The sequence below is a fragment of the Streptomyces californicus genome, from assembly GCF_000717645.1.
Lineage (GTDB): Bacteria > Actinomycetota > Actinomycetes > Streptomycetales > Streptomycetaceae > Streptomyces > Streptomyces californicus.
In genome coordinates this window covers 202,253-224,364 of sequence record NZ_JNZZ01000019.1, presented here as the reverse complement: position 1 = coordinate 224,364, position 22,112 = coordinate 202,253, and the positions used below count along the sequence as shown (strand labels likewise).

The following is a 22,112-nucleotide window of genomic DNA, read 5'->3' as shown; positions in this document are numbered from 1 at the left end:
CGCATACTGTCGGCCTGCATACGGAGTGGAGAACATCATGACGGCCGACGACCGGATCGCACCCCCGCTGCTGGGAGACGAGCGCGAGACCCTGCGCGCCTATCTCGACTACCAGCGGGACACCCTGGCGATGAAGTGCGCGGGGCTGGGCGACGAGGAGCTGCGCGAGCGGTCGATGCCGCCGTCCGCGTTGTCGCTGCTGGCGCTCGTACGGCATCTGGCGGAGGTGGAACGTGCCTGGTTCCGCCGGGTGTTCGAGGACGAGGCGGTCCCGATGGTCTGGTCGGAGAAGCCCTTCGACTTCCAGGCCGCGTACGACGCGGGCGCCTCGACGGGGGCCGAGGCGTTCGCCGCCTGGCGGGCCGAGGTGGAGCACTCGCGCCGGATCGAGCGGGATGCGCCTTCCCTGGACCTGGTGGGACGTCAGCCGCGCTGGGAGAAGGAGGTCTCGCTGCGGATGGTCATGGTGCACGTCCTGCTGGAGTACGGCCGCCACAACGGCCACGCGGACCTGCTGCGGGAGGGCGTGGACGGCACCGTGGGCGCCTGAGCCCGGTTCAACGGCGGCGGGTCAGCACGCGGGTGGTGCTGCCGTCGTCCTCGTCGATGTCCCGCGTGTGCTCGAAGCCGATGCGCTCCAACAGGGTCAGCGACGCCGTGTTCTCGGCGGCGACGGTGGCGTGGACCTCGGAGAGGCCGAGCGTGCCGAACCCGTGGTCGAGGAGCGCCCGCGCCAGCTCGGTCCCCAGGCCGATGCCCCACGCCGCCGGCGCGAGGGCGTAGATGATCTCGTGGCCGTCGACGGCTTCGGTCCGCTTGATCTCCGCGTGGCCGACCAGCTCCCCGTCGCGGCGCACGGCCCAGACGGCGAACAGGTCCTGGGCGTAGACCTTGGTGAAGACCCGCCCGAACAGGGCCCGGTCCTCGGCCTCGGTGGACGGTTCGTCGCCCATCCAACGGGACACGTCGGTGTCCTGGAACAGGGCGACGAAGTCCTCTTCGTCCTCGGGGGCGTACGGCTCCAGCAGAAGTCGCTCGGTGCGCAGGGTCGGGGTCACGGCGCGTGACGCTACCGGGGCGGTGGTCGCCCGGCAAACGGCTTTCCGTACGCCGGGAGCCCTCCCGGCCGGTGGGGTCCGGGCCCGTTCGTCAGTCCGCGGTGTGGTCCGGGTGCCCCTCGGTCCGTCGTGCCGCCTTCATCTCTGCCTCGTGGAGGTGATCGCGGCCGTCGGCGAGCTCCTGCCTGATCCCTCCCTCGACCTCCCGGAACGCGTCGTAGTAGGTGGCGTTGTACTCCTCGACGATCTGGAACGTCCAGTGGCCGGGGATGACGTTGCGGCCGAGGATCTCCCGTTCGACCCGTTCGGCGTGTTCCCCGTGTCCGGCCTCGCGGAGCAGCCGGACGGCGTCGTCGAGGGCGAGGTCGGCGCTCCCGGTGAGCTGGTGGAAGTCGTACAGGGCGCCGCGGGCCCGCTCCGTGGTCTCCAGGGCCTTCGACAACGCTCCGAGCGCCTCCACGGTCGCGTCGGTGACGCCGTCGGGGCGCTGGTGCCGGGCATCGGTCCGGGGTCGGGGGTTCATCGGGCTCCTCGTTCGGGTGGGCGGCGGTCCTCCCCCAGCTTCCTCCCCCACGTCCCCGCACACGCGCGGGAAACGCCCACCGCGGCCGACCGGCAGCCGAGGCGGGGCCCGCGCGCACGGCGAGGGGTCCCGTGCCGGCGCCGTCACCGTCGCGGCGGTCCGCCGCGTGCACCCCGCCTGAACTCCCGTCACACGACCCACGTACAAAGGGACGATGCCCGAAGATTCTTCCGTACAGGAATCACCCCTCATCCGAAGTCTGCGCGGCGCGGTCACGGCGGCTCCGGACGACGTCCCCCTCCGGCTGCACCTGGCCGAACTGCTGCTGGCCTCCGGTGCGCACGAGGCCGCCGTCTCCGAGGCGGCGGTGGCTCTGCAGCAGGCGCCGGGAGACGGTGCGGCACGTGACCTGATGCTGCGGGCCATGGGAGGAGCCGCCGGCCCGTCGCGGGCACCGGCCCCGGCTCCCGAACCCACGCCGACCGGACCCGCGCCGGCCGAGGCCGCTCCCCCGTCCTCCGTCCGGCCCGGCGAACCGGTCGGGGTGGATCCGGCGCGGCCCGTTTCCCCGCGGCCCGGCCCCGGCTTCGACTGGAGCGCCGCCGAGGACGAGGTCGAGGGCATCGTCGAACCGCGTTTCATGGAGTCCGCGTTGACCGTCGACGGGAGCGGCGACCCGGCGGAGGCCGACGCCTTCGACGTGACGGGCCCCGGGACGGTGCGCCTCGCGGACGTCGGCGGGATGCGGGAGGTCAAGGACCGGCTCGAGGCCGCGTTCCTCGCACCGATGCGCAACCCCGAACTGCGCAGGCTGTACGGCAAGAGCCTGCGCGGCGGGCTGCTGCTGTACGGTCCGCCGGGCTGCGGCAAGACGTTCATCGCCCGGGCCGTGGCGGGGGAGCTCGGCGCGAGCTTCCTGTCCGTGTCCGTCAACGACGTCCTCGACATGTGGATCGGCAACTCCGAGCGCAACATGCACGAGGTCTTCGCGACCGCCCGGCGCAAGGCGCCCTGTGTCGTGTTCCTCGACGAGCTGGACGCGCTCGGCGGAAAGCGGAGCCGGACGCAGAACAGCGGTATGCGCAACACCGTCAACCAGCTCCTCACCGAGCTCGACGGCATCGACTCCGCCGCCAACGAAGGCGTGTTCGTCCTGGCGGCCACCAACGTCCCCTGGGACGTGGACATCGCCCTGCGCCGCCCGGGACGGCTGGACCGCACTCTGCTCGTCCTGCCGCCGGACGCCGCCGCGCGGGACGCGATCCTCCGCTACCACCTGCGGGAACGCCCGGTGGAGGGCGTGGACCTGGGTCGCGTCGTCAAGGCGACCGAGGGGCTCTCCGGCGCCGACCTGGCCCATCTGTGCGAGTCGGCGGCGGAGAACGCGCTGCTCGACTCCGCCCGGACCGGAACCATCCGCATGATCGGCACCTCCGACCTGCTGACCGCGGCGAAAGCCGTGGTGCCCTCCAGCGAGCCGTGGTTCGCCGCCGCGCGGAACGTGGCGATGTTCGCGAACGAGGGCGGCGTGTACGACGACCTCGTCACCTATCTCAAGAAGAGGCGCAAGCTGTGACGACGGCTCCGAACGAGCTGGAACGGGCCTGGGCCCTCTACGAACTGGGCCGCTACGACGAGGCGGTGACCCGCCTGACCGCGCTCCTCACCGAAGACCCCGACCACACCCGCGCCTGGGGCGCGCTGGCCCGCGCCCATCTGAAGCGGTACCGGTACAAGGAGGCGCTCGAAGCGTCCGACCAGGCACTGCGGTGCGATCCGGAGTACGTCGACGCGCTTCTCGTACGGTCCGAAGCCGTACGGCAGACGGGCGGGGGAATCGCCGCGGCCGAGGAGACCCTGCGCGAGGCGGTCCGCGTCGCGCCGCAGTTCTGGGGCGGCTACGCGATGCTCGCCGACATCGTCTTCCGGCGTGACCTCCTCCGGTGCGCGCACGAGGCAGGGACGAACGAGCTCACCCCCGAAATCAAGGCCGCCGTGCCCGCGGAAGGCGCCGACCTGGCGCGGGAGGCGATCCGGCTCGGTCCGGAGGAGGTGTACGCGTACGAGGTGGCCCTGTTCATCGCGCAGATGTCAGGCGCGGAGGAGGACTCCGACGAGTTCGAACGGGCCATCCTCCGGCTCGACCCGACCCACCCCGGGGCCCTGTCCCGCCAGACCGCGAAGGCCGCGAGGGCTGAGGAGAGCCTCGCGCGCCGGGCGACGGACCTCTACGCCGACGCGCTTTCCGTGGCGCCGGACAACGCGGCGCTGCGCGGCGGCCTCGACAAGGCCACGTTCCGCCTGCTGCGGGGCACCCGTTGGCTCGCCGTCGCCTGCGTCCTCGCCGCCGGGGTGACGGTCGACCTCTTCGCCACGGCCGACGATCCGGTGCAACGCGAGCTGCCGCTGCCGTTGGGGCAACGGATCTGGCTGCTCTGCATCATGGCGTTGATCTGGGGATTCGGGGCCTGGCGCGTCTACCGCAGGCTCCGGACGGGGGCGCGGCTCAACGTGCGGTCGCTGATCCGCCGCGACCGGTGGGCGCGCGTGGTCGTGGGCCAGGCGTCCTTCACGACGCTGTGCGCGCTGCTGATCGGCCAGGTGCCGTGGACCGACCGCACCTGGCCGCAGGTCCTCTTCTGGTCGGGTCTGGTGGTGCCCTGGCTCACCATCTCCTACGACCGGCGCAGAACCGAGTAGGGCCTCCCCCGTCGCGCGCCCGATACGGCGGCGGCGCGGCGGGAGGCCGCCGCGGACGGCGCGGGGGCGGCAGACCGCCCGCCGCGCCGCGTCCGGGCGGAGGGGTCAGCCCTCGTCCCCGCCGTCCTCTTCCTCCTCCTCGCCCTCGAAGGCGTCGCCGATCTCGTCGACCACCTCGGCGGCGACCATGCCGCCGACGACCCCGACGGCCACGCCCGCCGCGACCCCGGCCACCACCGCTCCCGTGCCGGGGCCCGAGCGGTGCCCGTCACCGGGGTGGTGCCCGGGGTGTTCACCGTGGTGGCTCCCGTACGGGGCGGGCGCGGCATACGCCGCGTGGCCCGCGACGACCTCCTTCAGCCAGCCGTCCACCAGGGCGTTCCAGTCGGCCTGCGGGGCCGCGTGGTGGGAGGCGGTGAAGCGGTGGACGGTGTCGTGGCCCTCGGAGAGGAGACCGCCGCGCTTGTCCGCCTCGATCACGACCTCCAGCCCGCCCGGCGCGGCGAGGAAGGTCACCTCGATCTCGTTGACCGCGCCCGCCTGACCGGCCGGCGGAAGGATCTCGATCTCCTGGTAGCAGGGCAGCCGCTGGCCGGTCCCCCGGATGTGGCCGAGCTCCAGGTCGGCGGACTTGAAGGCGTAGCCGAGCTGCCCGAACGCTTCCAGGATCGCTTCCTGGGCGGGCAGCGGCCCCACCGCCAACGCGTCGAGGTCTCCCTTGTCCCGGGCGCCCGCGATCTCCAGCTCCGTGCGGATGCCGAGCACGGGCCCGAGGTGCTGGCCGTGCAGTTCGGTGATCGGCGTCTCCCAGGGCAGGGTGACGGTGAACGGCACGGTGTGTTCGGCCTCCTCCGCCAGCCGGAATCCGCCGCCGACCGTGAAGCGGTCGAGGACGGCCGTCGCCTCGTCCTCCTCGTCCTGGCCCTCGCGCTCGACCCTGGCGACGAGGAGGAGGGTGATCCGGTCCACCGTCGCGTCCGTTCCGCCGCCGCGCAGCCGGACCTCGCCGGAGAGGGTGCCGCCGGGCAGGGCCGGTCCGGGCTGCAGGACGGTGTCGACCGAGGGTCCGCCGACCCCGAGGGCTCCGAGCAACTTCTTGAACACCATGTGCGGCGTCCGCTCCTTCTGTGAATGGGCGATCGAGGGGCCCGGGGTCCGTCCGGCCCTGATCCGCCGGACGCGCCCCGGGCCGCCTCGCCGGGCGAGATCTCCCGGAAGGCAAAGGATTTCCCAAGCGCGAGACCGTTACGCACAGTTCCGGCCACCCGCGTCACGGTCCGGCTTCCGAAGCCCGCGCTTCCCCCGCGTCGCGCGGCCCGGGCCGCGCACGACGCCGGGACGGCTTCCCGGGCCGGCTCCGGTCGGCACTCCGTGTGACGTTCGGCACTCCCGTTTGCTTTGCGTTCCCTTTACTATCTATCCGACGGGTCCGCGCCCGTCCCGTCGTCGATCCCGACGACCCGAACAGAGAAGGAGCTACGGCACCGCAATGGGTGAGCCTCCCAGTAGGAACCGTGTCATCCCCGACCCTGCGCACCGCGGGACGGAGGTGACACGGTGAGCGAAGTGGCCCTGCTCCTCCTCGCCCTCGCGCTGACACTGGCCTGTGCGGTGTTCGTCGCGGCGGAGTTCTCGCTGACGACCATCGAGCGCGGCGAGCTCGAACGGGCCGCGCAGGCCGGAGAGCGCGGTGCCGAGAGCGCGTTGAAGGCCGCCAAGCGGCTGACCTTCCAGCTCTCCGGCGCGCAGCTCGGCATCACGGTGACCTCTCTGGTCATCGGCATGCTGGCCGAGCCGTCCCTCGCGGTGCTGCTGCGCGGTCCGCTGGAGGCCGTGGGGCTTCCGGGCGGCGCCGTGTCCACGGTCGCCACCGTCGTCGGCGTCGCCGCCTCCACCGTGGTCCTCATGGTCATCGGTGAGCTGGTGCCGAAGAACTGGGCGATCTCCAGCCCGCTGGCCGTCGCGAAGGTCGTCTCGACGCCGCAGCGGGCGTTCACGGCGGCTTTCGCCCCGCTCATCCGCCACCTCAACAACACCGCGAACCGCGCGGTGCGGCGGCTGGGCCTGGAGCCCGCCGAGGAGCTGGCCTCCGCCCGTACGCCGCAGGAGCTGATCGCGCTCGCGCAGCACTCCGCCCGGGAGGGCGCCATCGAGCCGGACTCGGCCGAGCTGTTCGTCCGTACGCTGCACCTGGCGGAGCTGTCCGCGGAGAACGTGATGACGCCGCGCGTCGACGTCCGGGCCCTGGAGGCGCACGCCACCGCGGCCGACGCCGCCAACCTCACACTGGCCACCGGCCTCTCCCGCTTCCCCGTCTACCGCGACAGCCTGGACGAGGTCATCGGCACGGTCCACATCCGCGACGTGCTGGCCCTGGACGAGTCCGAGCGGGCGCGGACCCCGGTCACGGCGCTGGCGACCGAGCCGCTGCTCGTCCCCGACTCGCTGCCGGTGGACCGGCTGCTCGCCCAGTTGCGCAAGCGCCGGACGATGGCCGTGGTGATCGACGAGTACGGCGGTACGGCGGGGGTCGCCACCGTCGAGGACATCGTCGAGGAGGTCGTCGGCGAGGTCCGCGACGAGCACGATCCGCACGAGCGCCCCGACCTCGCGCCGGCCGAGCCGCTCGGCGACGGCCGGGATGTCTGGGAGGCCGAGGGCAGCATCCGGCTGGACCAGCTCGACCGGATCGGGTTCCGCGCTCCGGACGGCCCCTACGAGACCCTCGCCGGCCTGCTCGCCAACCAGCTGGCCCGTATCCCGGTCCGCGCGGACCGGGTGGAGGTCGACGACTGGCGGTTCGACGTGCTCGACATCGAACACCACCGGGCCGACCGGGTCCGGATCACCGCGCCCGCCCCGGCGCTCGCCCTCGTGGAGGAGGACGCCCGATGACCACCGTCCAGCTCGCCATCGGCCTGCTCACCCTCCTCACCAACGCGTTCTTCGTGGGCGCGGAGTTCGCCCTCATCTCGGTGCGCCGCAGCCAGATCGAACCGCAGGCCGTCCAGGGCAGCCGCCGGGCCAGGAGCACCCTCTGGGGTCTCGAACACCTGTCGGCCGCCATGGCCACCGCCCAGCTCGGCATCACCATCTCGTCGCTGGTGCTGGGCGCCGTCGCCGAACCGGCCATCGCGCATCTGCTGGAGCCGCCGTTCGACGCGGTGGGCGTGCCCGACGCCCTGGTCCACCCGATCGCCTTCGTGATCGCGCTGACCCTGGCGACGTATCTGCACATGCTCATCGGCGAGATGATCCCGAAGAACATCGCGCTGGCCGCCCCGGTCGCCACCGCGCTGGCGCTGGGCCCCTCCCTGGTGGCCCTGACCCGGGCGCTGCGCCCGGTCATCTTCGGCATCAACGCCTTCGCCAACACCCTGCTGCGGCTGCTCAAGGTGGAGCCGAAGGACGAGGTCGCCTCGGTGTTCACCGACCACGAGCTCGTCCGGCTGGTGAAGGACTCCAGCGACGCCGGACTGCTCGCCCCGGCGGACGGGGAGCGGCTGCGGGACGCGCTGGAGCTCGGGACCCGTCCGGTCGGCGAGGTGATGGTCCCGCTGAACCGGACCGTCACCGTCGACCTGGGCATCACCCCGCGGGGGCTGGAGCGGGCCGCGGTCTCCTCCGGTTTCTCCCGGCTGCCGGTCACCGGTCCCGATGACGGGCTGCTGGGGTACTTCCACGTCAAGGACGCCCTCGGTGTCGCGGAGCGGACCGAGGCACTGCCGAAGAGCGCGCTGCACCCCGTCATCCGGGTCGAGATCGACACCCCGCTCGACGACGCCCTCACGGCGATGCGTGCCGCCGGCACGCATCTGGCGGCGGTCGCCGGGGACAAGGGCACGGTCATCGGCTTCGTGACGATGGAGGACGTGCTGGACGAGCTGGTGGGAGCCGCGGCGGTCTGACCGGCCGCCGGTGTCCGCCGGTGGGGCAAGCGGAACGGGAGGCGGCCGTCGCACGACGGCCGCCTCCCGCGGTTCTCCGCCCCGTCTCCGCGGAGGGCTCCGCCGCCCGCTCCCGAGCACGTAAGCTCGGTGAATGGCCAAGTACTTCGACGTGCACCCCGCGAATCCCCAGCCCCGCACCATCGGCACGGTGGTCGACAGCATCCGGTCCGGCGCGCTCGTCGCGTACCCGACGGACTCGTGCTACGCGCTGGGCTGCCAGTTGGGCAACCGTGACGCCATCGGCCGGATCAAGTCGATCCGGAATCTCGACGACCGCCACCACTTCACACTGGTGTGCCACGACTTCGCGCAGCTCGCGCAGTTCGTCCGCGTGGACAACGACGTGTTCCGCGCGGTCAAGGCGGCGACGCCCGGCAGCTACACCTTCATCCTCCCGGCGACGAAGGAGGTGCCCCGCCAACTGCTGCATCCGAAGAAGAAGACGGTCGGCGTGCGCATCCCCGACCATGTGGTGACACAGGCGCTGGTCGCGGAGCTGGGCGAGCCGCTGCTGTCCAGCACGCTGCTCCTGCCGGACGAGGAGGAGCCGATGACGCAGGGCTGGGAGATCAAGGAGCGGCTGGACCACGAGGTGGACGCCGTCATCGACTCGGGCGACTGCGGCACCGAGCCGACCACGGTCATCGACTTCTCCGGCGACGAGCCCGAGATCGTCCGCCGCGGCGCCGGGGACACGTCCCGCTTCGAGTAGCCCGTGCGGCGCGCCGCGCCGGACGCCGGGGTCTCCCTCGGCGCCGGCGGCGGGCAGACTGGCGGGCATGACGGGTGAGCGACTGCGGTTCGACGGCTGGATCGCCGGTGTGGGCACGTCCTCGGGGGTCCGGCTGGTGGTCGGGCACTGGCCGCGGTCCCCGTTCGGGGCGTTCAGCGACGTGATGGTCGAGCACCCCGACGGCGAGCGGGTCCTGCTGGCCCCGGACCGGCGGATCGCGGACTTCGTCGCCGCCACCTACCGGTTCGACCGCGTCGAGGTGGTCCCGGTGGCCGTCGCCGTCGCCGGGGACACCTGGGCCGTCGAGGCGGGGGCCCTGCGGCTGCGGCTGCGGGCCGGCCGTCCGACCGTTCTCGGTCTGCTGCTGTCCGCCGTGCCGGCCCCACTGGTCCGCAGCCCGCTGTGGGCCGCGCTCTGCGATGTGCCGGCCAGGCTGCTGATGCCGGGGGTACGGACGCTGGGCCGCGCGGGCCCGGACCGGCGCGAGTGGTACGGGGCGCGCGGGCTGCGGCCGGTCGTGGCCGCCGAGGCCGTGCTGGACGGGGTGGGCCTGGGGCGTCTCGGGCCCCTCGATCCGCCGGTCGCCTTCGGTTTCGGCTCCGCACCGCGCACCCCGTCCCTGGTGCGCGTCACCACAACGGTGGAACTCGCCGGCCCGGGACGCTGAACACCGCCGAGCCCCTTCGGCGAAGGGGCCGGAGGCCGTCGCGCCCCCTGCCGGTTCCGTTCACGGACGGAGCCGGTCGGGGATGCGCGGGTGCGGGGCGCGGCGCAGGGTGGAGCCATGGCAACTCCCCCGATCGTCATCCACCGGCCGACCCCGTCGGGCGGCCGCCGGGTGACCGTGCACTACGAGGGCCGGGACGAGATACTCGGGCTGGCCCACAGCGACCACGACGTGATCGTGTTCCTGAGCGAGGCCGGCCTCGAAGAAGCGGACCGGCTGCTCGACAACCCGGTCTGGGTGGAATGGCGGGGCGGGCGGGCCCACCATTACGAAGCGGCCTGACCCGTCGCCCCGCCCCGGTCATCCCTGCCGCGGCTCGCCGGGTTCTCCGGCTCCCCCGCTCAGGCCGTCGAGGATGGCCGAAATCGTCTCCTCGGGGGTCTGCCCGGATGTGTCCAGCCAGAGACCGATGCGCGGCGTCCCGTCCCGCAGATACGCGTCGAACGCCTCGACCGTCCACTCTCCGTACCCCGTCTTGCCGCGCCCGGCCTCCCGCGCGCGCACCGCGTCGGGAGAGGGCGCGAGCACGACGACGTGGAAGGGGCGGGTGCGGACCCGCTCGACGTAGCGCGTCAGGTCGTCGCCGAGCACGATGTCCTGAACGACGGCCGTCCAGCCGTCGTCCGCGTACGCGTCGGCCACCTGGGCCGAGAGCCGCTGGCGCAGGTCGAGCTGGCCGCGCGCCTCCGCCGACTCGTCGGGGGCCATCTCCGCACGGCCGGAGACGATCATGCGGCGGAAGACGTCGCCGCGTACGTGGACCGCTCGCGGCAGGGTCTCCGCCAGGAGCTGGGCGACGGTGGACTTCCCCGCGGCCATCACTCCGGTGATCAGTACGACGCAGGGACCCGGATCGGCGCCCATCGTGATGTCCTCCTTCGTCGTCCTGTCCGTCATCGTCGTCTCCGTCATCGCCCCGTCCGGTCGCGCGGCCGGGGTCACGCGGTGCCCGCCGGGGCGGAGTCGGGGTTCGCGAACAGTTCGCGAACCCCGTCGGCGTCGGTCTCACGCAGGGTGTCGTCCAGCACGATCCAGCGGGTGACGCCCACGGACTCCAGGAACGGCAGGTCGTGGCCGGCGACCAGGAGCGCGCCCTCGAAGGACTCCAGGGCGCTGGTCAGCTGCCGCACACTGGCCACGTCGAGATTGTTGGTCGGTTCGTCCAGCAGGAGCAGTTGCGGCGCGGGGGCGGCGAGCACGGTCGCCGCGAGGGCGGCCCGGAAGCGTTCGCCGCCCGACAGGGTGCCGGCCGGCTGCTCGGCGCGGGCTCCCCTGAAGAGGAAGCGGGCGAGCTGTGAGCGGATCTGGTTGTCGGTGGTGCCCGGGGCGGTGCGGGCGACGTTGTCGGCGACGCTGAGGGTGTCGTCGAGGACGTCCAGCCGCTGCGGGAGGAACTTCAGCGGTACCGCCGCCTCGGCCTCCCCGGTGGTGGGCGCCAGCTCTCCGGCGATGGTGCGCAGCAGGGTGGTCTTGCCGGCCCCGTTGCAGCCGACGAGGGCGATGCGCTCGGGGCCCTGCACGTGGAGGCTGCCCCCGGTCAGCCGACCGTAGGGGAGGCTCAGGTCCCGTACGGTCAGCACGGTGCGGCCGGCGGGGACGGCGGTGTGGGGCAGGCTCACCTTGATCTCGGCGTCCCGGCGGACGGCCTCGGCGGCCTCCTCCCGGCGCTCGCGTGCCTCGTCGAGGCGGTCCTCGTGCAGCCCGCGCAGCCGGTCTCCGGACTCCTGGGCGGAGCGCTTGCGCTCACCGGCGACGATCCGGGGCGCCTTGCGCCGGCCGTCCAGCTTCTTGTCGTGGCTCCGGCGGCGGGCCACCTTGGTCCGGGCCTCCTCCAGCTCGCGCTGCTGGCGGCGTACGTCGGCGTCGGCGGCGCGCAGCATCCGTCCGGCGGCCTCCTGCTGGGTGGCGAGGGCTTCCTGGTAGGCGGACCAGCCGCCGCCGTACCAGCTCACCGATCCGGCCCGCAGTTCGGCGATGCGGTCGACGCGTTCCAGCAGGTCCCGGTCGTGGCTGACGACGACCAGGATGCCGGAGCGCCAGGAGTCGACGGCGTCGTAGAGGCGGCGGCGCGCGAACAGGTCGAGGTTGTTGGTCGGTTCGTCGAGGAGGAGCACGTCGGGGCGTTCCAGGAGCAGCGCGGCGAGGCGCAGCAGGACGGTCTCGCCGCCGCTGAGCCGGCCGACGGTGCGGTCCAGGTCGATGCCGCCGAGGCCGAGGGAGCCCAGGGTGGCCAGGGCGCGCTCCTCGACGTCCCAGTCGTCGCCGACCGTCTCGAAGTGCTCCTCGCGTACGTCCCCGGCCTCGATGGCGCGCAGGGCGGCACGCCGTTCGGCGATGCCGAGGGCCGCGTCCACACGCAGGGAGGTGTCCAGGGTGATGTTCTGCGGCAGGTGGGCGAGGGTCCCGCCGACGGTGACCGACCCCGCCGAGGGGCGCAGGAGTCCGGCGAAGAGGCGGAGCAGCGTGGACTTTCCGGCGCCGTTGGACCCGGCGAGGCCGGTGCGTCCCCGGGGGAGGGTGAGGGAGAGCCCGTCGAAGAGGCCGGTGCCGTCGGGCCACTGGAACGAGACGTCGGAGACGGTGAGGGAGGCGCCGGGCGCGGTGGGATGGCTCATGGTGGTTCTCGCAGTCGGAAGCGGAGGAACAGGGGCTTCGTATGCGAACAGCACGCGGCGACCCGGCCGGAGTGGGCCGGAGGGCGGTGGGAGAAGCAGTCCTGCGATGGTGGGGACGGCTCGGCACCGAGGTCGCATCCACGCGGCGATCACGGACGGCGGGCATGCCGACAACGTCGTGACCGTGTACGGGCCAGGGCCGTACCGCGCGATGATCGCGGACCTCAGATGCGCAACGTCCACCTCTATCGGAGACAACAGGACGTGCCGAGCGTAGCCGATGCTCCTCCCGGGCGTCGAGGGAGTTGTCTACGGGGTGCTCCGCGCGGTCGGTGTCCGCTCGGGCGAGGCGGAGGAGACGCCCTGGTCGGCCGCGGGGTCGACGGGTCCGCGTGGGCCGGGAGGGAGCGTCCCGGGCGGCACGACCGGGTCCCGGCGGATCGCGAACGTGCCGAGCAGCACGGCGAGGCCGGCCAGGACGAATCCGTACGGCGGGGTCGCACCCATGGGGTGGGTCTCGTAGACCAGCGCGGCCGAGAGCACGATCAGCACGGCGGAGAGGCGGCCGTACCGTCCGGTCGCCGCGACCACGGCCATGCCCCACAGCAGGTACCACGGCTGGACCATGGGCGAGAGGGCGACCAGGAGCAGCAGCGAGAGGCCCAGGGCGTGCGCCGGTGCGACGGCGCCCCGCATCGCGCGGCGCGCCAGCACGAGGATCAGCCCGATCGCGACCGCGAGGCCCAGCGTCTGGACGGCGGACTTGACGGAGTCGGCGTCGACGTCCAGGAGCAGGTGGGCCAGCTGGCCGAGGCCGAGGCCGATGTCGCTGGTGACGGAGAGCGCGGTGTGGATGTTCGCGGCGACGCCCTGCGTGTGCAGCCAGCCGAAACCGGTGCCGCTGACGAGGGTCGCCCCTCCGGCGACGGCGCAGGCGACCAGGCCGGGTGCGAGGAGGCCCTTGGCCCAGCGGCGCCAGGCGGGGCCGGTGGCGGCGGCGTGCACGAGGACCCCGATGAACAGGAGCGCCACGGCCGCCGGGGACTTCACCATCATGGCGAGGCCGATCAGGGCGCTTCCGACGATCCACCTGCCGCGCAGGGCGAGGACGGATCCGGCGAGCATCAGGCCGATCATCAGCCCGTCGTTGTGGATACCGCCGATCACGTGCATCAGGAGCAGCGGGTTGAGGGCGCCCAGCCACAGGGCGCGGCTCTCGCTGTGTCCGTGTTCGGCCGCGAGGCGGCGCAGGGACCAGACGATCAGGACGAGGGAGGCGAGGGCGACGAGCCGCAGGCCGAGGACGGCGGGGACGATCGTTCCGCCGGTGGCCTTGGCGACGGCTGCGGAGAGCAGCAGGAAGAGGGGGCCGTAGGGGGCCGGGGTGTCGCGCCAGTGATGGCCCACGCTCGCGGCGGCGTCACCGCCGATCCCGCCGGGGTCCAGGGCGGAGGGGCCCACGGTGTAGACGTCGTGGCCCTCGACGACCATCGAGCCCTGGGCGATGTAGCTGTACACGTCGGCGCTGTAGAGCGGCGGGGCGATGAGGAACGGGGCGGTCCACCAGGCGAGGGTGACCAGGGTGTCCCGGACGGTGGCGGCGGTCCTGCCGTACTGCCACCAGGCCACGACGAGCACGGTCAGGCCGATGTAAGCGATGACCGCTCCGACCGCTTTCGCGGCGGATCCGTGATCGACCCACAGACCCCAGGGGTCGTGCACCGGCAGCTTCCCCGCGAACCAGCCGCCGATGACGACCGCCAGCGATCCCGCCGCACCCAGCCGTCGGTATCCGACCGCGCTCAAAGCCCACATGACCGGCCAACCTATCGGACGGCGGGGCCCGGTCCGCATCCGCTCCCCCGGCCCGTGCGACCGCGCCCGCGCGCCGGTCGGTCGCGCGGGGTCGGATAATCCGTTGGCACCCGGGCCACGAGGTGGCAGGCTCCGTGACGCAACCAAGGGGCGTAGCTCAGCGGCCAGAGCGGCGGTCTCCAAAACCGTATGTCGCAGGTTCGATTCCTGCCGCCCCTGCCGACACCGCCCGGCGCCGTGTCAGCGCACGTCGCCGCGCCAGTCCCACTGGTGGCTGTCCGGCGAGCGCGGCCCGTACTCGGCACGTCCGCCGGGGCCGTAGGCGCCGATCTCGGTGACCAGCCCGGCGCCGTCGCGCAGGTCGGCGTCGTCCCACCCCGTGACGTCGAGCAGCAGCCCGTCGAGCGGGCCGCCGACCAGCTCGCGGTAGTCGTGCCCCGGTCTCGGCCCGGGGCAGGGGTCGTCGTGGTCGGTGCCGTACACCCGTCGCTGCCTCATCAGCTCGTCCATGCGGGCAGCATCCCACCGGCCACTGACAAAGGCTCGGCGCGAGGGTCCATCCGGCCTCCCGCCCCCTCTCCCCCGCGCTTGGCCCGGACTCCCCCCGCGCTCCGGTCGCCGAACCTTCCCGGCCTCCGCCGAAAAGGGAGGCGCGTGCGGGCACGAGCTGTGGCACGCTCCACCGGTGACACTTCCTTTGCGCCTGATCCCGCTCCTGGAGCAGTACGACTTCGCCTGCGAGCGGCTCCTGTCCCGCCTCGCCGGTCCGCTCATGGACAGCGGCAACGGCGTCGACATCGGGGTCGTCCCGCTCGGCGACGACGAGTACCTCTGGGAGCCCGCGCCCGGCTGCTGGTCCGTCCGACGGCGCGACGACGGCCCCGGGGAGCGAGCGACCGCGCTGGCGGGGGCCGGTGCGTGGGGTCGGGACTCGGCCGACTCGCCGCACCCCTTCCCCCCGCCGTTCACCACACTCGCGTGGCGGCTGAGCCACCTCTCCGAAATGCTCACGCTCCGGGCCGACCACACCCGGGGCTCCAGGTCGCTCACGCGTGAGGGCTACCGCACCCCGGGTGACGCTGCCGGCGCGGTGGCCGCCTTCGAGTCCGCGTCCGCCGCGTGGAGGGAAGCGCTGCTCTCCGCCGACGAGGCCGCCCTGGACACCATCGGATACAGCACGTACCCGAACGGCAGCGACGCCGAGGACGTGTTCGTCGACATCGTCTGGTGGGTCAACCAGGAGGTACTGCACCACGGGGCCGAGATCGCCCTGCTCAGGGATCTGTATCGCGCCCGGGCGTCCTGACCGGGGTGGCTGATCCGCCGTAGCACCGGTCCTCGCCGCCGCAGTCGCCGGACCGGGGAACCGGTTATATGATTCATGGACATATCGCACCGCGGAGCGGCACATGAACCGGCGTCGGACCTCCCGCTCGGCCAGTGCGGACGATCTGCTCTCCACCCTGCAGGACCTCACCGCCCGCGCCCGGCGCGAGGTGGAGTTCCATCAGGCGAGGGTGGAGCTGGCGCAGGCGCTTCAGCGCGACATGCTCCCGGCCGCGCTGCCCTCCCTTCCGGGGCTGCGGTCGGCGGCGGGCTACGCCCCCGCCCGCCACGGGCTGGACATCGGCGGCGACTGGTATGACGGCTTCCCGCTCGCGGACGGCTCCCTCGGTTTCGCCATCGGCGACGTCCAGGGCCACGACGTCGAGGCGGCCGCCTTCATGGGACAGGTGCGCATCGCGATGCGGGCCATCGCGGGCACCGTCTCCGACCCCGGCGAGATCCTGGGCCGGACCAACGATCTGCTGCTCTCCGTGGACTCGGGCCTCTTCGCGACCTGCACCTTCCTGCGGCTGGACCCGGCGACCCGGGACCTGCACAGCGCGCGGGCCGGCCATGTGGCGTGCGTGTGGGCCACCGCGGAAGGCAGGTCCGGCGTCACCGAGGACCCCGGTGGCCTGCCGCTGGGCATCGAACGCGGCGAGGGCTATCCGGTCACCCGGCGCACCCTCGACTCCGACGGGGCGATCGTGCTGCTCACGGACGGCGTGGTCGAGGGCCCGTCACTGCTGATCGAGGACGGTCTGGAACGGGTACGACGGCTGATCGCCGGGCACGTGGGGGCGAGCGCGAGCCGGCTGGCAGGCATGGTGCTGGGCGCGGCGGAGGACACGGGCCACGAGGACGACGCCGCCGTACTGGTCCTGCGGCACGGGGCGGCCCGCGGCGGGAGGCGGTGACGGCGCGATCGCGCCGCGCGTGTCACCGCCCCTCTCCTCCCGCGGCCGGTGTCTGATGAGTGGGTGATCCGCAGCGAGGAAGCCAGACGTCGGGCCGTGTACGTGGCGCAGGTCCTGGGTGTGACCGGCGCCTACTTCCTCGCCGGGCGAATCGGGCTGATGCGCCAGATCGTCCTGGACGGCGCCGTGGTGACACCGCTGTGGCCGCCGACCGGGATCGCGGTTGCCGCACTCCTGTGCCTGGGCGTCCGCGTCTGGCCCGGCATCCCCCTGGGAACCCTGCTCACGGTCACCGAGATCGGCGACGCGTTCACCGTGAGCCGGCTGGCCATCATGTTCGGCAACACCATCGCCCCGCTCGCGTCGTACGCGCTGCTGCGCAAGGTGGGCTTCCGCATCGAGCTGGCCCGGCTGCGGGACGGCGTCTGCCTGGTGTTCCTCGGGGCGTTCGCGGGGATGCTGCTCAGCTCCACCGTCGGGAGTCTCACGCTGCTGATCGACGGGAAGGTGCCGCCCGGCCGGTTCTGGCTGGTCTGGTCGTCGTGGTGGGCGGGGGACGCGATGGGCGTCCTGGTGGTCACCCCCGTGCTGCTGGTGCTGCGCGGGATCCGGTGGCCCCGGCCGGGCGACCGGTGGCTGGAGGCGTCCGTCCTCGGAATCACCGTGGTGGCGGCATCCTTGATCGCCACGCGCAGCTCGCTGTCGATGATCTATCTGGTGTTCCCGGTCGTCATCTGGGCGGCTCTGCGCTTCCAGCTGCCCGGCAGCGCTCCGTGCGCCCTGGTCGTCTCGGTGCTCGCCATCATCGCCGGAACGGATGCTCTGGGTCCGTTCGCGGGGCACAGCCTGATGGAGGTCATGGTCAACCTCTCGGTGCTCAACGGATGCGTCGCCCTCACCGCGCTGCTGCTCGGCGCCATCGTGGCGGAGCACAGGAACATCCGCAGGGAGACGGAGTACGCCGTCGAGGAGCTGGAGGCTCTGGTGGAGCAGCTCGCACCGCTGTCGGGTCCGCCCTCGGAGCGGTACGAGGACCGCCCGGGACGCCACGGTCCGCTCGACGGCGGACCGCTCCCCGATCACGGGTAGCACGCAGGGACGCCACCGGCTTCGTGGAGGGCCGGTGGCGTCGCGGGTCAGTACGGAAGGGGGCGGCCGGAAGGGGTCCGCAGGTCGAGCGGCGGCGGCCCCGTAGGGGGCGGGGGACGACGGACGACGACTCGGATGCGGCCCAATGCCACCACCTCCTCCTGGTAACCCGGTATCTGCCCAGCCGTCGCGGGTTCACACCTGTCCCCCGCCGCGGCCCGCGCTCCGCAGGAGGGTCCGCTCGCCGGCGCGGATGCGGAGAGCGCCCCGGGCGGTGACCCTTGGGAGGGGGAGCAGCGTCGACGAGGAGGACGTATGTCCGCACTGGACAAGATCAAGAAGATGCTCAAGGGCCACGAGGACCAGGCCGGCAAGGGAATCGACAAGGCCGGGGACATGGTCGACGACCGTACGCAGGGCAAGCACGCGAAGCATGTGGACACCGCCCAGGACAAGCTGAAGCAGCAGTTCGGTACGGAGCGCGACCAGGACGGGCCGTCGCGCGGCTGATCGGCCCCTCCGGCCACCGCCGGCCGCACGCACGGGTCCCGGGCCACAGTCGCCGACTGTGGCCCGGGACCCGTGCCTCCCCGTCGCACCGCACTCGGCCCGTTCGCGCGGGCCGCCGGCGCGGTGTCGCCGGAGCCCGGACAGCCCGGAAAGGCTGATGGAAAGTTTCCGGGGTCCTACCGGAGATTCTTGTTATCGTCCCGCTCGCACGCCGTCTCCCGAGTGTGGGAAGTGACAGAACCCGACCCCGGAAGAGTGAGCACAGCATGGGCAAGGATCACCCGACGGCCTTGATCACCGCGGCACGGAGCGGCGACCGGCGGGCCGAGGACCGGCTCGTCTCGGCGTACCTGCCGCTGCTCTACAACGTCGTCGGGCGTGCCCTGGACGGCCACGCGGACGTGGACGACGTGGTGCAGGAGACGGTCCTGCGCATGCTCAGGGGCCTGCCCGAACTGCGTTCCCCGCAGAGCTTCCGTTCGTGGCTGGTGGCGATCGCCATGAACGAGATACGCACGCACTGGCGGCAGCAGCAGTCGGGGGCGATACCCGCGGACCGGCTGGAGGCCGCCTACGAACTGCCCGACCCCCGGGCCGACTTCGTCGAGGCGACGATCCTGGAGCTCGGCCTGACCGGTCAGCGGAGGCAGGTGGCGGAGGCGACACGGTGGCTGGAGGAGGACGACCGCGCCCTGCTGTCGCTGTGGTGGCTGGAGACCGCCGGGCACCTGTCCCGGTCCGAGGTCTGTGCCGCGCTCGAACTCACCCCGCAGCACACCGCCGTACGGGTGCAGCGCATGAAGGCGCAGTTGGAGGCGGCGCGGGTCGTGGTGAGCGCGCTGACCGCCGAACCTCCCTGCGTCCTGCTGGAGGACGTCGCCGCGGGGTGGGACGGTGTCCCCTCGGCGCTGTGGCGCAAGCGGTTGGCCCGCCACGCCCGCGACTGCACGGTCTGCTCGGGACTCAGCTCAGGCCTGGTGCCCGCCGAGGGGCTGCTCGTGGGGCTCGCGCTGATTCCGGTGGCCGCGATCGCGGGCGCGGGGGCGACCCCCGAACTTCTGGCCGCCGCGGCGCGGCTCCAGGTGCCCGCGCCGGGCGCGTCCGGTAAGGCGACCGCGGCGGGGCGGGCCGAGCGCAGGCGGGTCCAGTCCCGGCGCCGTCGGCGCAATTCGACCATCGCCGCGGTGGTGGCGGTCGCCGCGCTGGGCTCGGGCGGCACGGCGGTGCACCTCTACACCGACGGCGACGAGCAGGACGCGACGACGGTGACGGCGGACGCTCCGGCCTCACGTTCCGGGCTACCGCTACCCGCTTCCCCTTCGTCGGCCCCGACTCCCTCGGCCTCCGCGTCGGCGCCGGCGTCGCCCAGCGCTTCGGCGTCGCCGAGCCCTTCTCGCACCGCCGCGGCGAAGCCGAAGAAGAGCACTCCGGCACCGCCCGCGCCCACCTCCGCGGCCCCGGCCCCGAAGCCGCCCAAACCCAAGCCTGCCCCGCCCGCCCCCTCGGGGATGGCCGAGCAGGTCACCGCCTTGGTCAACGCCGAGCGCGCGAAGGAGGGTTGCGGTCCGGTGTCGGTCAACGGTCTGCTCAACACGGCGGCGCAGCGCCACTCCGCCGACATGGCGGCCAACGACTACTTCGACCACACGTCACAGGACGGCAGGGAGCCGGACGACAGGATCACGGCCGCCGGCTATCAGTGGACCACCTACGGCGAGAACATCGCCAAGGGCCAGCGCACCCCCGCCGAGGTGATGCAGGCGTGGATGGACAGCCCGGGGCACCGTGCCAACATCCTCAACTGCTCGTTCAAGGAAATCGGCATGGGCAAGCAGGAGTCGGGGGACGGACCGGTGTGGACGCAGGTGTTCGGCTCCCGCTGACTCCGTGCGGGGCAGGGAGGTGTGCCGCCCACGGGGTCGTGCCCGGCCCGAGCAGGCCACCCGGCGCACGCCGACGACGCGGGCGCCATCGTGATCGTGATCGCTGGAGGGTGTGCGCCGATCCCGCCGGCCGCCCCCTTCCACCGGACACTCCGTCGACCGTCCGGGATCTCGCGGACCGGGCGTTCCGGTGCGGCCGGTCGACGGCCGCACCGGGGTCAGCGCAGGACCAGCGTCAGGGCCGTACCGAGACAGGTCGCCGCGCCCACCGCGCCGGCGGAGACGGCGACGCAGCGGGCCCGGAGGCGGTTGTAGCGCCCGCTGTACTCCGCGCGCAGTTCCTCCGCGCGGTCCCGGACGCGGATGAGCGATTCCCGGGCGGTGGTGACGTGTTCGGCGACGAACACCCGCTCGACGTCCTCGCGCTGCGCCGTGGTCAGCCAGGGCAGCTGATCGGTGAACCGGCACGCCCGGCGGCGGGCCCGCTCGACCTCGGCGTTCCACAGCAGGAAGCCCTCCAGCTGGGCCAGGCCCCGGGCGCTGTCCTTGTCGGATGTCACATGCCGTCCTCTCCGTGGCCTCATCGGTACGGGGCCGGTCACGTCTGCTGGTCCCCCGGGGCGACGACCACCGAGTTGTCGGGACGGTTGGTGGCGTCCGCCAGGGCCCGGACGGTCGGGTGGTGCAGATCGAAGGCCGGGGATTCGGACCGGATCCGCGGCAGGGTGACGAAGTTGTGCCGGGGCGGCGGGCAGGAGGTGGCCCACTCCAGCGAACGGCCGTAGCCCCACGGGTCGTCGACCTCGATCTTCTCGCCGTACTTCGCGGTCTTCCAGATGTTGTAGAAGAACGGGAGCATCGACAGGCCGAGCAGGAACGAGGAGATGGAGGAGATCGTGTTCAGCGCGGTGAAGCCGTCGGCGTCGAGATAGTCGGCGTACCGGCGCGGCATGCCTTCCGCGCCGAGCCAGTGCTGGACGAGGAACGTGCCGTGGAAGCCGACGAACAGCGTCCAGAACGTCACCTTGCCGAGCCGTTCGTCGAGCATTTTCCCGGTGAACTTCGGCCACCAGAAATGGAATCCGGCGAACATCGCGAACACGACCGTACCGAACACCACGTAGTGGAAGTGGGCGACGACGAAGTACGAGTCGGAGACGTGGAAGTCCATCGGCGGCGAAGCCAGGATGATCCCGGTCAGGCCGCCGAACAGGAAGGTGACCAGGAATCCGACGGCCCAGAGCATCGGGGTCTCCATCGAGATGGACCCCTTCCACATCGTGCCGATCCAGTTGAAGAACTTCACCCCGGTCGGAACGGCGATGAGGAACGTCATGAACGAGAAGAACGGCAACAGCACACCGCCCGTGACGAACATGTGGTGCGCCCACACGGTCGCGGAGAGGCCGGCGATGGCGATGGTGGCCGCGACCAGGCCGATGTAGCCGAACACCGGTTTGCGGCTGAAGACCGGGAAGATCTCGGTGACGATGCCGAAGAACGGCAGGGCGATGATGTACACCTCGGGGTGGCCGAAGAACCAGAACAGGTGCTGCCACAGGAGCGCTCCGCCGTTCGCCGCGTCGAAGACGTGCGCGCCGAACTTGCGGTCGGCCTCCAGCGCGAGCAGGGCCGCGGCGAGGACCGGGAAGGCCAGCAGGACCAGGACGCCGGTCAGCAGGACGTTCCAGGTGAAGATCGGCATGCGGAACATCGTCATGCCGGGAGCGCGCATGCAGATGATGGTGGTGATGAAGTTGACCGAGCCGAGGATCGTGCCGAAGCCGGAGAAGGCCAGACCCATGATCCACATGTCGGCGCCGATGCCCGGGGAACGGACGGCGTCGTTGAGCGGGGAGTAGGCGTGATCCAGTTCGCGAATCCGGCGAACAGCGGCGTCGCGAACATCAGCAGCATGATCGTGCCGTGCATCGTGAACGCCTGGTTGAACTGCTCGTTCGACAGCAGCTGGATTCCGGGGCGGGCCAGTTCGGCACGCATGACCAGGGCCAGGAGACCTCCCACGCAGAAGAACGCGAAGGAGGTGACGAGGTAGAGCGTGCCGATCGTCTTGTGGTCCGTCGTGGTCATCCACTTGACGACCACGTTGCCGGGTTCCCGGCCGCGTACCGGCAGTTCGTCCTCTTCGGCGGTATCGGTTCCCACCGATTGCGAGATGCCCCTCGTCGTCACTACGACGCTCCTTCGATCAGCGGCCCGTGTGGACTCGGCGACCAGAATGGACCCGTGGCGTCAGGTGCGGTGG

The 22,112-nt window shown here is 72.4% G+C and carries 21 protein-coding genes, 1 tRNA gene and 1 pseudogene; 14 read left to right on the top strand and 9 right to left on the bottom strand.

The window, feature by feature from the left end; genetic code table 11:
• Window positions 1-37 precede the first annotated feature (37 nt).
• Complete coding sequence (locus IF19_RS0125045; protein WP_030117093.1) at window positions 38-550, top strand: DinB family protein; 513 nt, start codon at window positions 38-40, stop codon at window positions 548-550.
• A gap of 7 nt (window positions 551-557) precedes the next feature.
• On the opposite strand, the gene IF19_RS0125040 is transcribed toward IF19_RS0125045, so the two are convergent.
• Both IF19_RS0125040 and IF19_RS0125035 read right to left on the bottom strand, forming a co-directional pair.
• Window positions 558-1,058 carry a GNAT family N-acetyltransferase gene (locus IF19_RS0125040; protein WP_030117092.1) on the bottom strand — a complete coding sequence of 167 codons (501 nt, stop codon included), beginning with the start codon at window positions 1,056-1,058 and terminating at the stop codon, window positions 558-560.
• 91 nt (window positions 1,059-1,149) lie between these two features.
• A complete protein-coding gene (locus tag IF19_RS0125035; protein WP_030117091.1) occupies window positions 1,150-1,581 on the bottom strand; it encodes a hypothetical protein in 432 nt (143 codons plus the stop codon).
• A gap of 214 nt (window positions 1,582-1,795) precedes the next feature.
• Here IF19_RS0125035 and IF19_RS0125030 point away from each other — a divergent pair, with 214 nt between their 5' ends.
• Window positions 1,796-3,157 carry an ATP-binding protein gene (locus tag IF19_RS0125030; RefSeq protein ID WP_030117090.1) on the top strand — a complete coding sequence of 454 codons (1,362 nt, stop codon included), beginning with the start codon at window positions 1,796-1,798 and terminating at the stop codon, window positions 3,155-3,157.
• Window positions 3,154-4,281 carry a tetratricopeptide repeat protein gene (locus tag IF19_RS0125025; protein ID WP_030117089.1) on the top strand — a complete coding sequence of 376 codons (1,128 nt, stop codon included), beginning with the start codon at window positions 3,154-3,156 and terminating at the stop codon, window positions 4,279-4,281. Before IF19_RS0125030 ends, IF19_RS0125025 begins: the two co-directional genes overlap by 4 nt.
• A gap of 105 nt (window positions 4,282-4,386) precedes the next feature.
• Here IF19_RS0125025 and IF19_RS0125020 read toward each other — a convergent pair whose 3' ends face one another.
• On the bottom strand, window positions 4,387-5,388 hold the full coding sequence (locus IF19_RS0125020; RefSeq protein ID WP_030117088.1) for a sporulation protein: 1,002 nt from the start codon (window positions 5,386-5,388) through the stop codon (window positions 4,387-4,389).
• A 450-nt stretch (window positions 5,389-5,838) separates the two neighbouring features.
• Between IF19_RS0125020 and IF19_RS0125015 the strand changes: the two genes are divergently transcribed.
• The 5 genes from IF19_RS0125015 to IF19_RS0124995 all read left to right on the top strand — a co-directional run bounded on the left by IF19_RS0125015 (window position 5,839) and on the right by IF19_RS0124995 (window position 9,973).
• Window positions 5,839-7,176: a hemolysin family protein gene (locus IF19_RS0125015; RefSeq protein ID WP_030117087.1), complete on the top strand. Its 1,338-nt coding sequence runs from the start codon at window positions 5,839-5,841 to the stop codon at window positions 7,174-7,176.
• Complete coding sequence (locus tag IF19_RS0125010) at window positions 7,173-8,189, top strand: hemolysin family protein (protein WP_030117086.1); 1,017 nt, start codon at window positions 7,173-7,175, stop codon at window positions 8,187-8,189. The genes IF19_RS0125015 and IF19_RS0125010 overlap by 4 nt, the downstream gene beginning before the upstream one ends.
• Before the next feature lie 133 nt (window positions 8,190-8,322).
• A complete protein-coding gene (locus IF19_RS0125005) occupies window positions 8,323-8,943 on the top strand; it encodes an L-threonylcarbamoyladenylate synthase (RefSeq protein ID WP_030117085.1) in 621 nt (206 codons plus the stop codon).
• 67 nt (window positions 8,944-9,010) lie between these two features.
• Window positions 9,011-9,631 carry a hypothetical protein gene (locus tag IF19_RS0125000; RefSeq protein WP_030117084.1) on the top strand — a complete coding sequence of 207 codons (621 nt, stop codon included), beginning with the start codon at window positions 9,011-9,013 and terminating at the stop codon, window positions 9,629-9,631.
• Window positions 9,632-9,748: 117 nt separating this feature from the next.
• Window positions 9,749-9,973, top strand: a complete 225-nt coding sequence (locus IF19_RS0124995; protein ID WP_030117083.1) for a hypothetical protein — start codon at window positions 9,749-9,751, stop codon at window positions 9,971-9,973.
• An 18-nt stretch (window positions 9,974-9,991) separates the two neighbouring features.
• Here IF19_RS0124995 and IF19_RS0124990 read toward each other — a convergent pair whose 3' ends face one another.
• The 3 genes from IF19_RS0124990 to mptB all read right to left on the bottom strand — a co-directional run bounded on the left by IF19_RS0124990 (window position 9,992) and on the right by mptB (window position 14,121).
• On the bottom strand, window positions 9,992-10,555 hold the full coding sequence (locus IF19_RS0124990) for a P-loop nucleotide/nucleoside kinase family protein (RefSeq protein ID WP_032747961.1): 564 nt from the start codon (window positions 10,553-10,555) through the stop codon (window positions 9,992-9,994).
• A 74-nt stretch (window positions 10,556-10,629) separates the two neighbouring features.
• Window positions 10,630-12,306 (bottom strand): ABC-F family ATP-binding cassette domain-containing protein, encoded by a 1,677-nt coding sequence (locus IF19_RS0124985; RefSeq protein ID WP_030117081.1) that lies wholly within the window; start codon window positions 12,304-12,306, stop codon window positions 10,630-10,632.
• Window positions 12,307-12,615: 309 nt separating this feature from the next.
• Entirely contained in the window at window positions 12,616-14,121 is a 1,506-nt protein-coding gene (gene mptB / locus IF19_RS0124980; protein WP_030117080.1) for a polyprenol phosphomannose-dependent alpha 1,6 mannosyltransferase MptB, read from the bottom strand.
• 146 nt (window positions 14,122-14,267) lie between these two features.
• On the opposite strand from mptB, the gene IF19_RS0124975 reads away from it, so the two are divergent.
• A tRNA-Trp gene (locus IF19_RS0124975) sits at window positions 14,268-14,340 on the top strand.
• A 21-nt stretch (window positions 14,341-14,361) separates the two neighbouring features.
• Here IF19_RS0124975 and IF19_RS0124970 read toward each other — a convergent pair.
• Window positions 14,362-14,631 carry a hypothetical protein gene (locus IF19_RS0124970; protein ID WP_030117079.1) on the bottom strand — a complete coding sequence of 90 codons (270 nt, stop codon included), beginning with the start codon at window positions 14,629-14,631 and terminating at the stop codon, window positions 14,362-14,364.
• Window positions 14,632-14,806: 175 nt separating this feature from the next.
• Between IF19_RS0124970 and IF19_RS0124965 the strand changes: the two genes are divergently transcribed.
• From IF19_RS0124965 to IF19_RS0124945, 5 genes are all read left to right on the top strand, one after another.
• Window positions 14,807-15,427: a DinB family protein gene (locus IF19_RS0124965; RefSeq protein ID WP_030117078.1), complete on the top strand. Its 621-nt coding sequence runs from the start codon at window positions 14,807-14,809 to the stop codon at window positions 15,425-15,427.
• A gap of 103 nt (window positions 15,428-15,530) precedes the next feature.
• Complete coding sequence (locus tag IF19_RS0124960; protein ID WP_030117077.1) at window positions 15,531-16,364, top strand: PP2C family protein-serine/threonine phosphatase; 834 nt, start codon at window positions 15,531-15,533, stop codon at window positions 16,362-16,364.
• A 63-nt stretch (window positions 16,365-16,427) separates the two neighbouring features.
• Entirely contained in the window at window positions 16,428-17,453 is a 1,026-nt protein-coding gene (locus IF19_RS0124955) for an MASE1 domain-containing protein (RefSeq protein WP_167398100.1), read from the top strand.
• A gap of 315 nt (window positions 17,454-17,768) precedes the next feature.
• Window positions 17,769-17,963: an antitoxin gene (locus tag IF19_RS0124950; RefSeq protein ID WP_030117075.1), complete on the top strand. Its 195-nt coding sequence runs from the start codon at window positions 17,769-17,771 to the stop codon at window positions 17,961-17,963.
• A gap of 266 nt (window positions 17,964-18,229) precedes the next feature.
• Window positions 18,230-19,846, top strand: coding sequence for a sigma-70 family RNA polymerase sigma factor (locus tag IF19_RS0124945; RefSeq protein WP_030117074.1), 1,617 nt, complete (start codon window positions 18,230-18,232; stop codon window positions 19,844-19,846).
• Window positions 19,847-20,064: 218 nt separating this feature from the next.
• Here IF19_RS0124945 and IF19_RS0124940 read toward each other — a convergent pair whose 3' ends face one another.
• Window positions 20,065-20,406: a hypothetical protein gene (locus tag IF19_RS0124940; RefSeq protein WP_106973584.1), complete on the bottom strand. Its 342-nt coding sequence runs from the start codon at window positions 20,404-20,406 to the stop codon at window positions 20,065-20,067.
• Between the two features lie 38 nt (window positions 20,407-20,444).
• Window positions 20,445-22,039 (bottom strand): annotated as a pseudogene (locus IF19_RS01000000134965) (cytochrome c oxidase subunit I).
• Window positions 22,040-22,112: the final 73 nt, after the last annotated feature.

What these genes read in the sequence shown, in the direction of transcription:
- IF19_RS0125020 (WP_030117088.1), bottom strand. Translation starts at nt 5,388, where the DNA reads ATGGTGTTCAAGAAGTTGCTCGGAGCCCTCGGGGTCGGCGGACCCTCG.
- IF19_RS0125000 (WP_030117084.1), top strand. Translation starts at nt 9,011, where the DNA reads ATGACGGGTGAGCGACTGCGGTTCGACGGCTGGATCGCCGGTGTGGGC.
- IF19_RS0125030 (WP_030117090.1), top strand. Translation starts at nt 1,796, where the DNA reads ATGCCCGAAGATTCTTCCGTACAGGAATCACCCCTCATCCGAAGTCTG.
- IF19_RS0124970 (WP_030117079.1), bottom strand. Translation starts at nt 14,631, where the DNA reads ATGGACGAGCTGATGAGGCAGCGACGGGTGTACGGCACCGACCACGAC.
- mptB (WP_030117080.1), bottom strand. Translation starts at nt 14,121, where the DNA reads ATGTGGGCTTTGAGCGCGGTCGGATACCGACGGCTGGGTGCGGCGGGA.
- IF19_RS0124995 (WP_030117083.1), top strand. Translation starts at nt 9,749, where the DNA reads ATGGCAACTCCCCCGATCGTCATCCACCGGCCGACCCCGTCGGGCGGC.
- IF19_RS0125045 (WP_030117093.1), top strand. Translation starts at nt 38, where the DNA reads ATGACGGCCGACGACCGGATCGCACCCCCGCTGCTGGGAGACGAGCGC.
- IF19_RS0124945 (WP_030117074.1), top strand. Translation starts at nt 18,230, where the DNA reads ATGGGCAAGGATCACCCGACGGCCTTGATCACCGCGGCACGGAGCGGC.
- IF19_RS0124960 (WP_030117077.1), top strand. Translation starts at nt 15,531, where the DNA reads ATGAACCGGCGTCGGACCTCCCGCTCGGCCAGTGCGGACGATCTGCTC.
- IF19_RS0124950 (WP_030117075.1), top strand. Translation starts at nt 17,769, where the DNA reads ATGTCCGCACTGGACAAGATCAAGAAGATGCTCAAGGGCCACGAGGAC.
- IF19_RS0125010 (WP_030117086.1), top strand. Translation starts at nt 7,173, where the DNA reads ATGACCACCGTCCAGCTCGCCATCGGCCTGCTCACCCTCCTCACCAAC.
- IF19_RS0124985 (WP_030117081.1), bottom strand. Translation starts at nt 12,306, where the DNA reads ATGAGCCATCCCACCGCGCCCGGCGCCTCCCTCACCGTCTCCGACGTC.
- IF19_RS0124990 (WP_032747961.1), bottom strand. Translation starts at nt 10,555, where the DNA reads ATGGGCGCCGATCCGGGTCCCTGCGTCGTACTGATCACCGGAGTGATG.
- IF19_RS0125035 (WP_030117091.1), bottom strand. Translation starts at nt 1,581, where the DNA reads ATGAACCCCCGACCCCGGACCGATGCCCGGCACCAGCGCCCCGACGGC.
- IF19_RS0125005 (WP_030117085.1), top strand. Translation starts at nt 8,323, where the DNA reads ATGGCCAAGTACTTCGACGTGCACCCCGCGAATCCCCAGCCCCGCACC.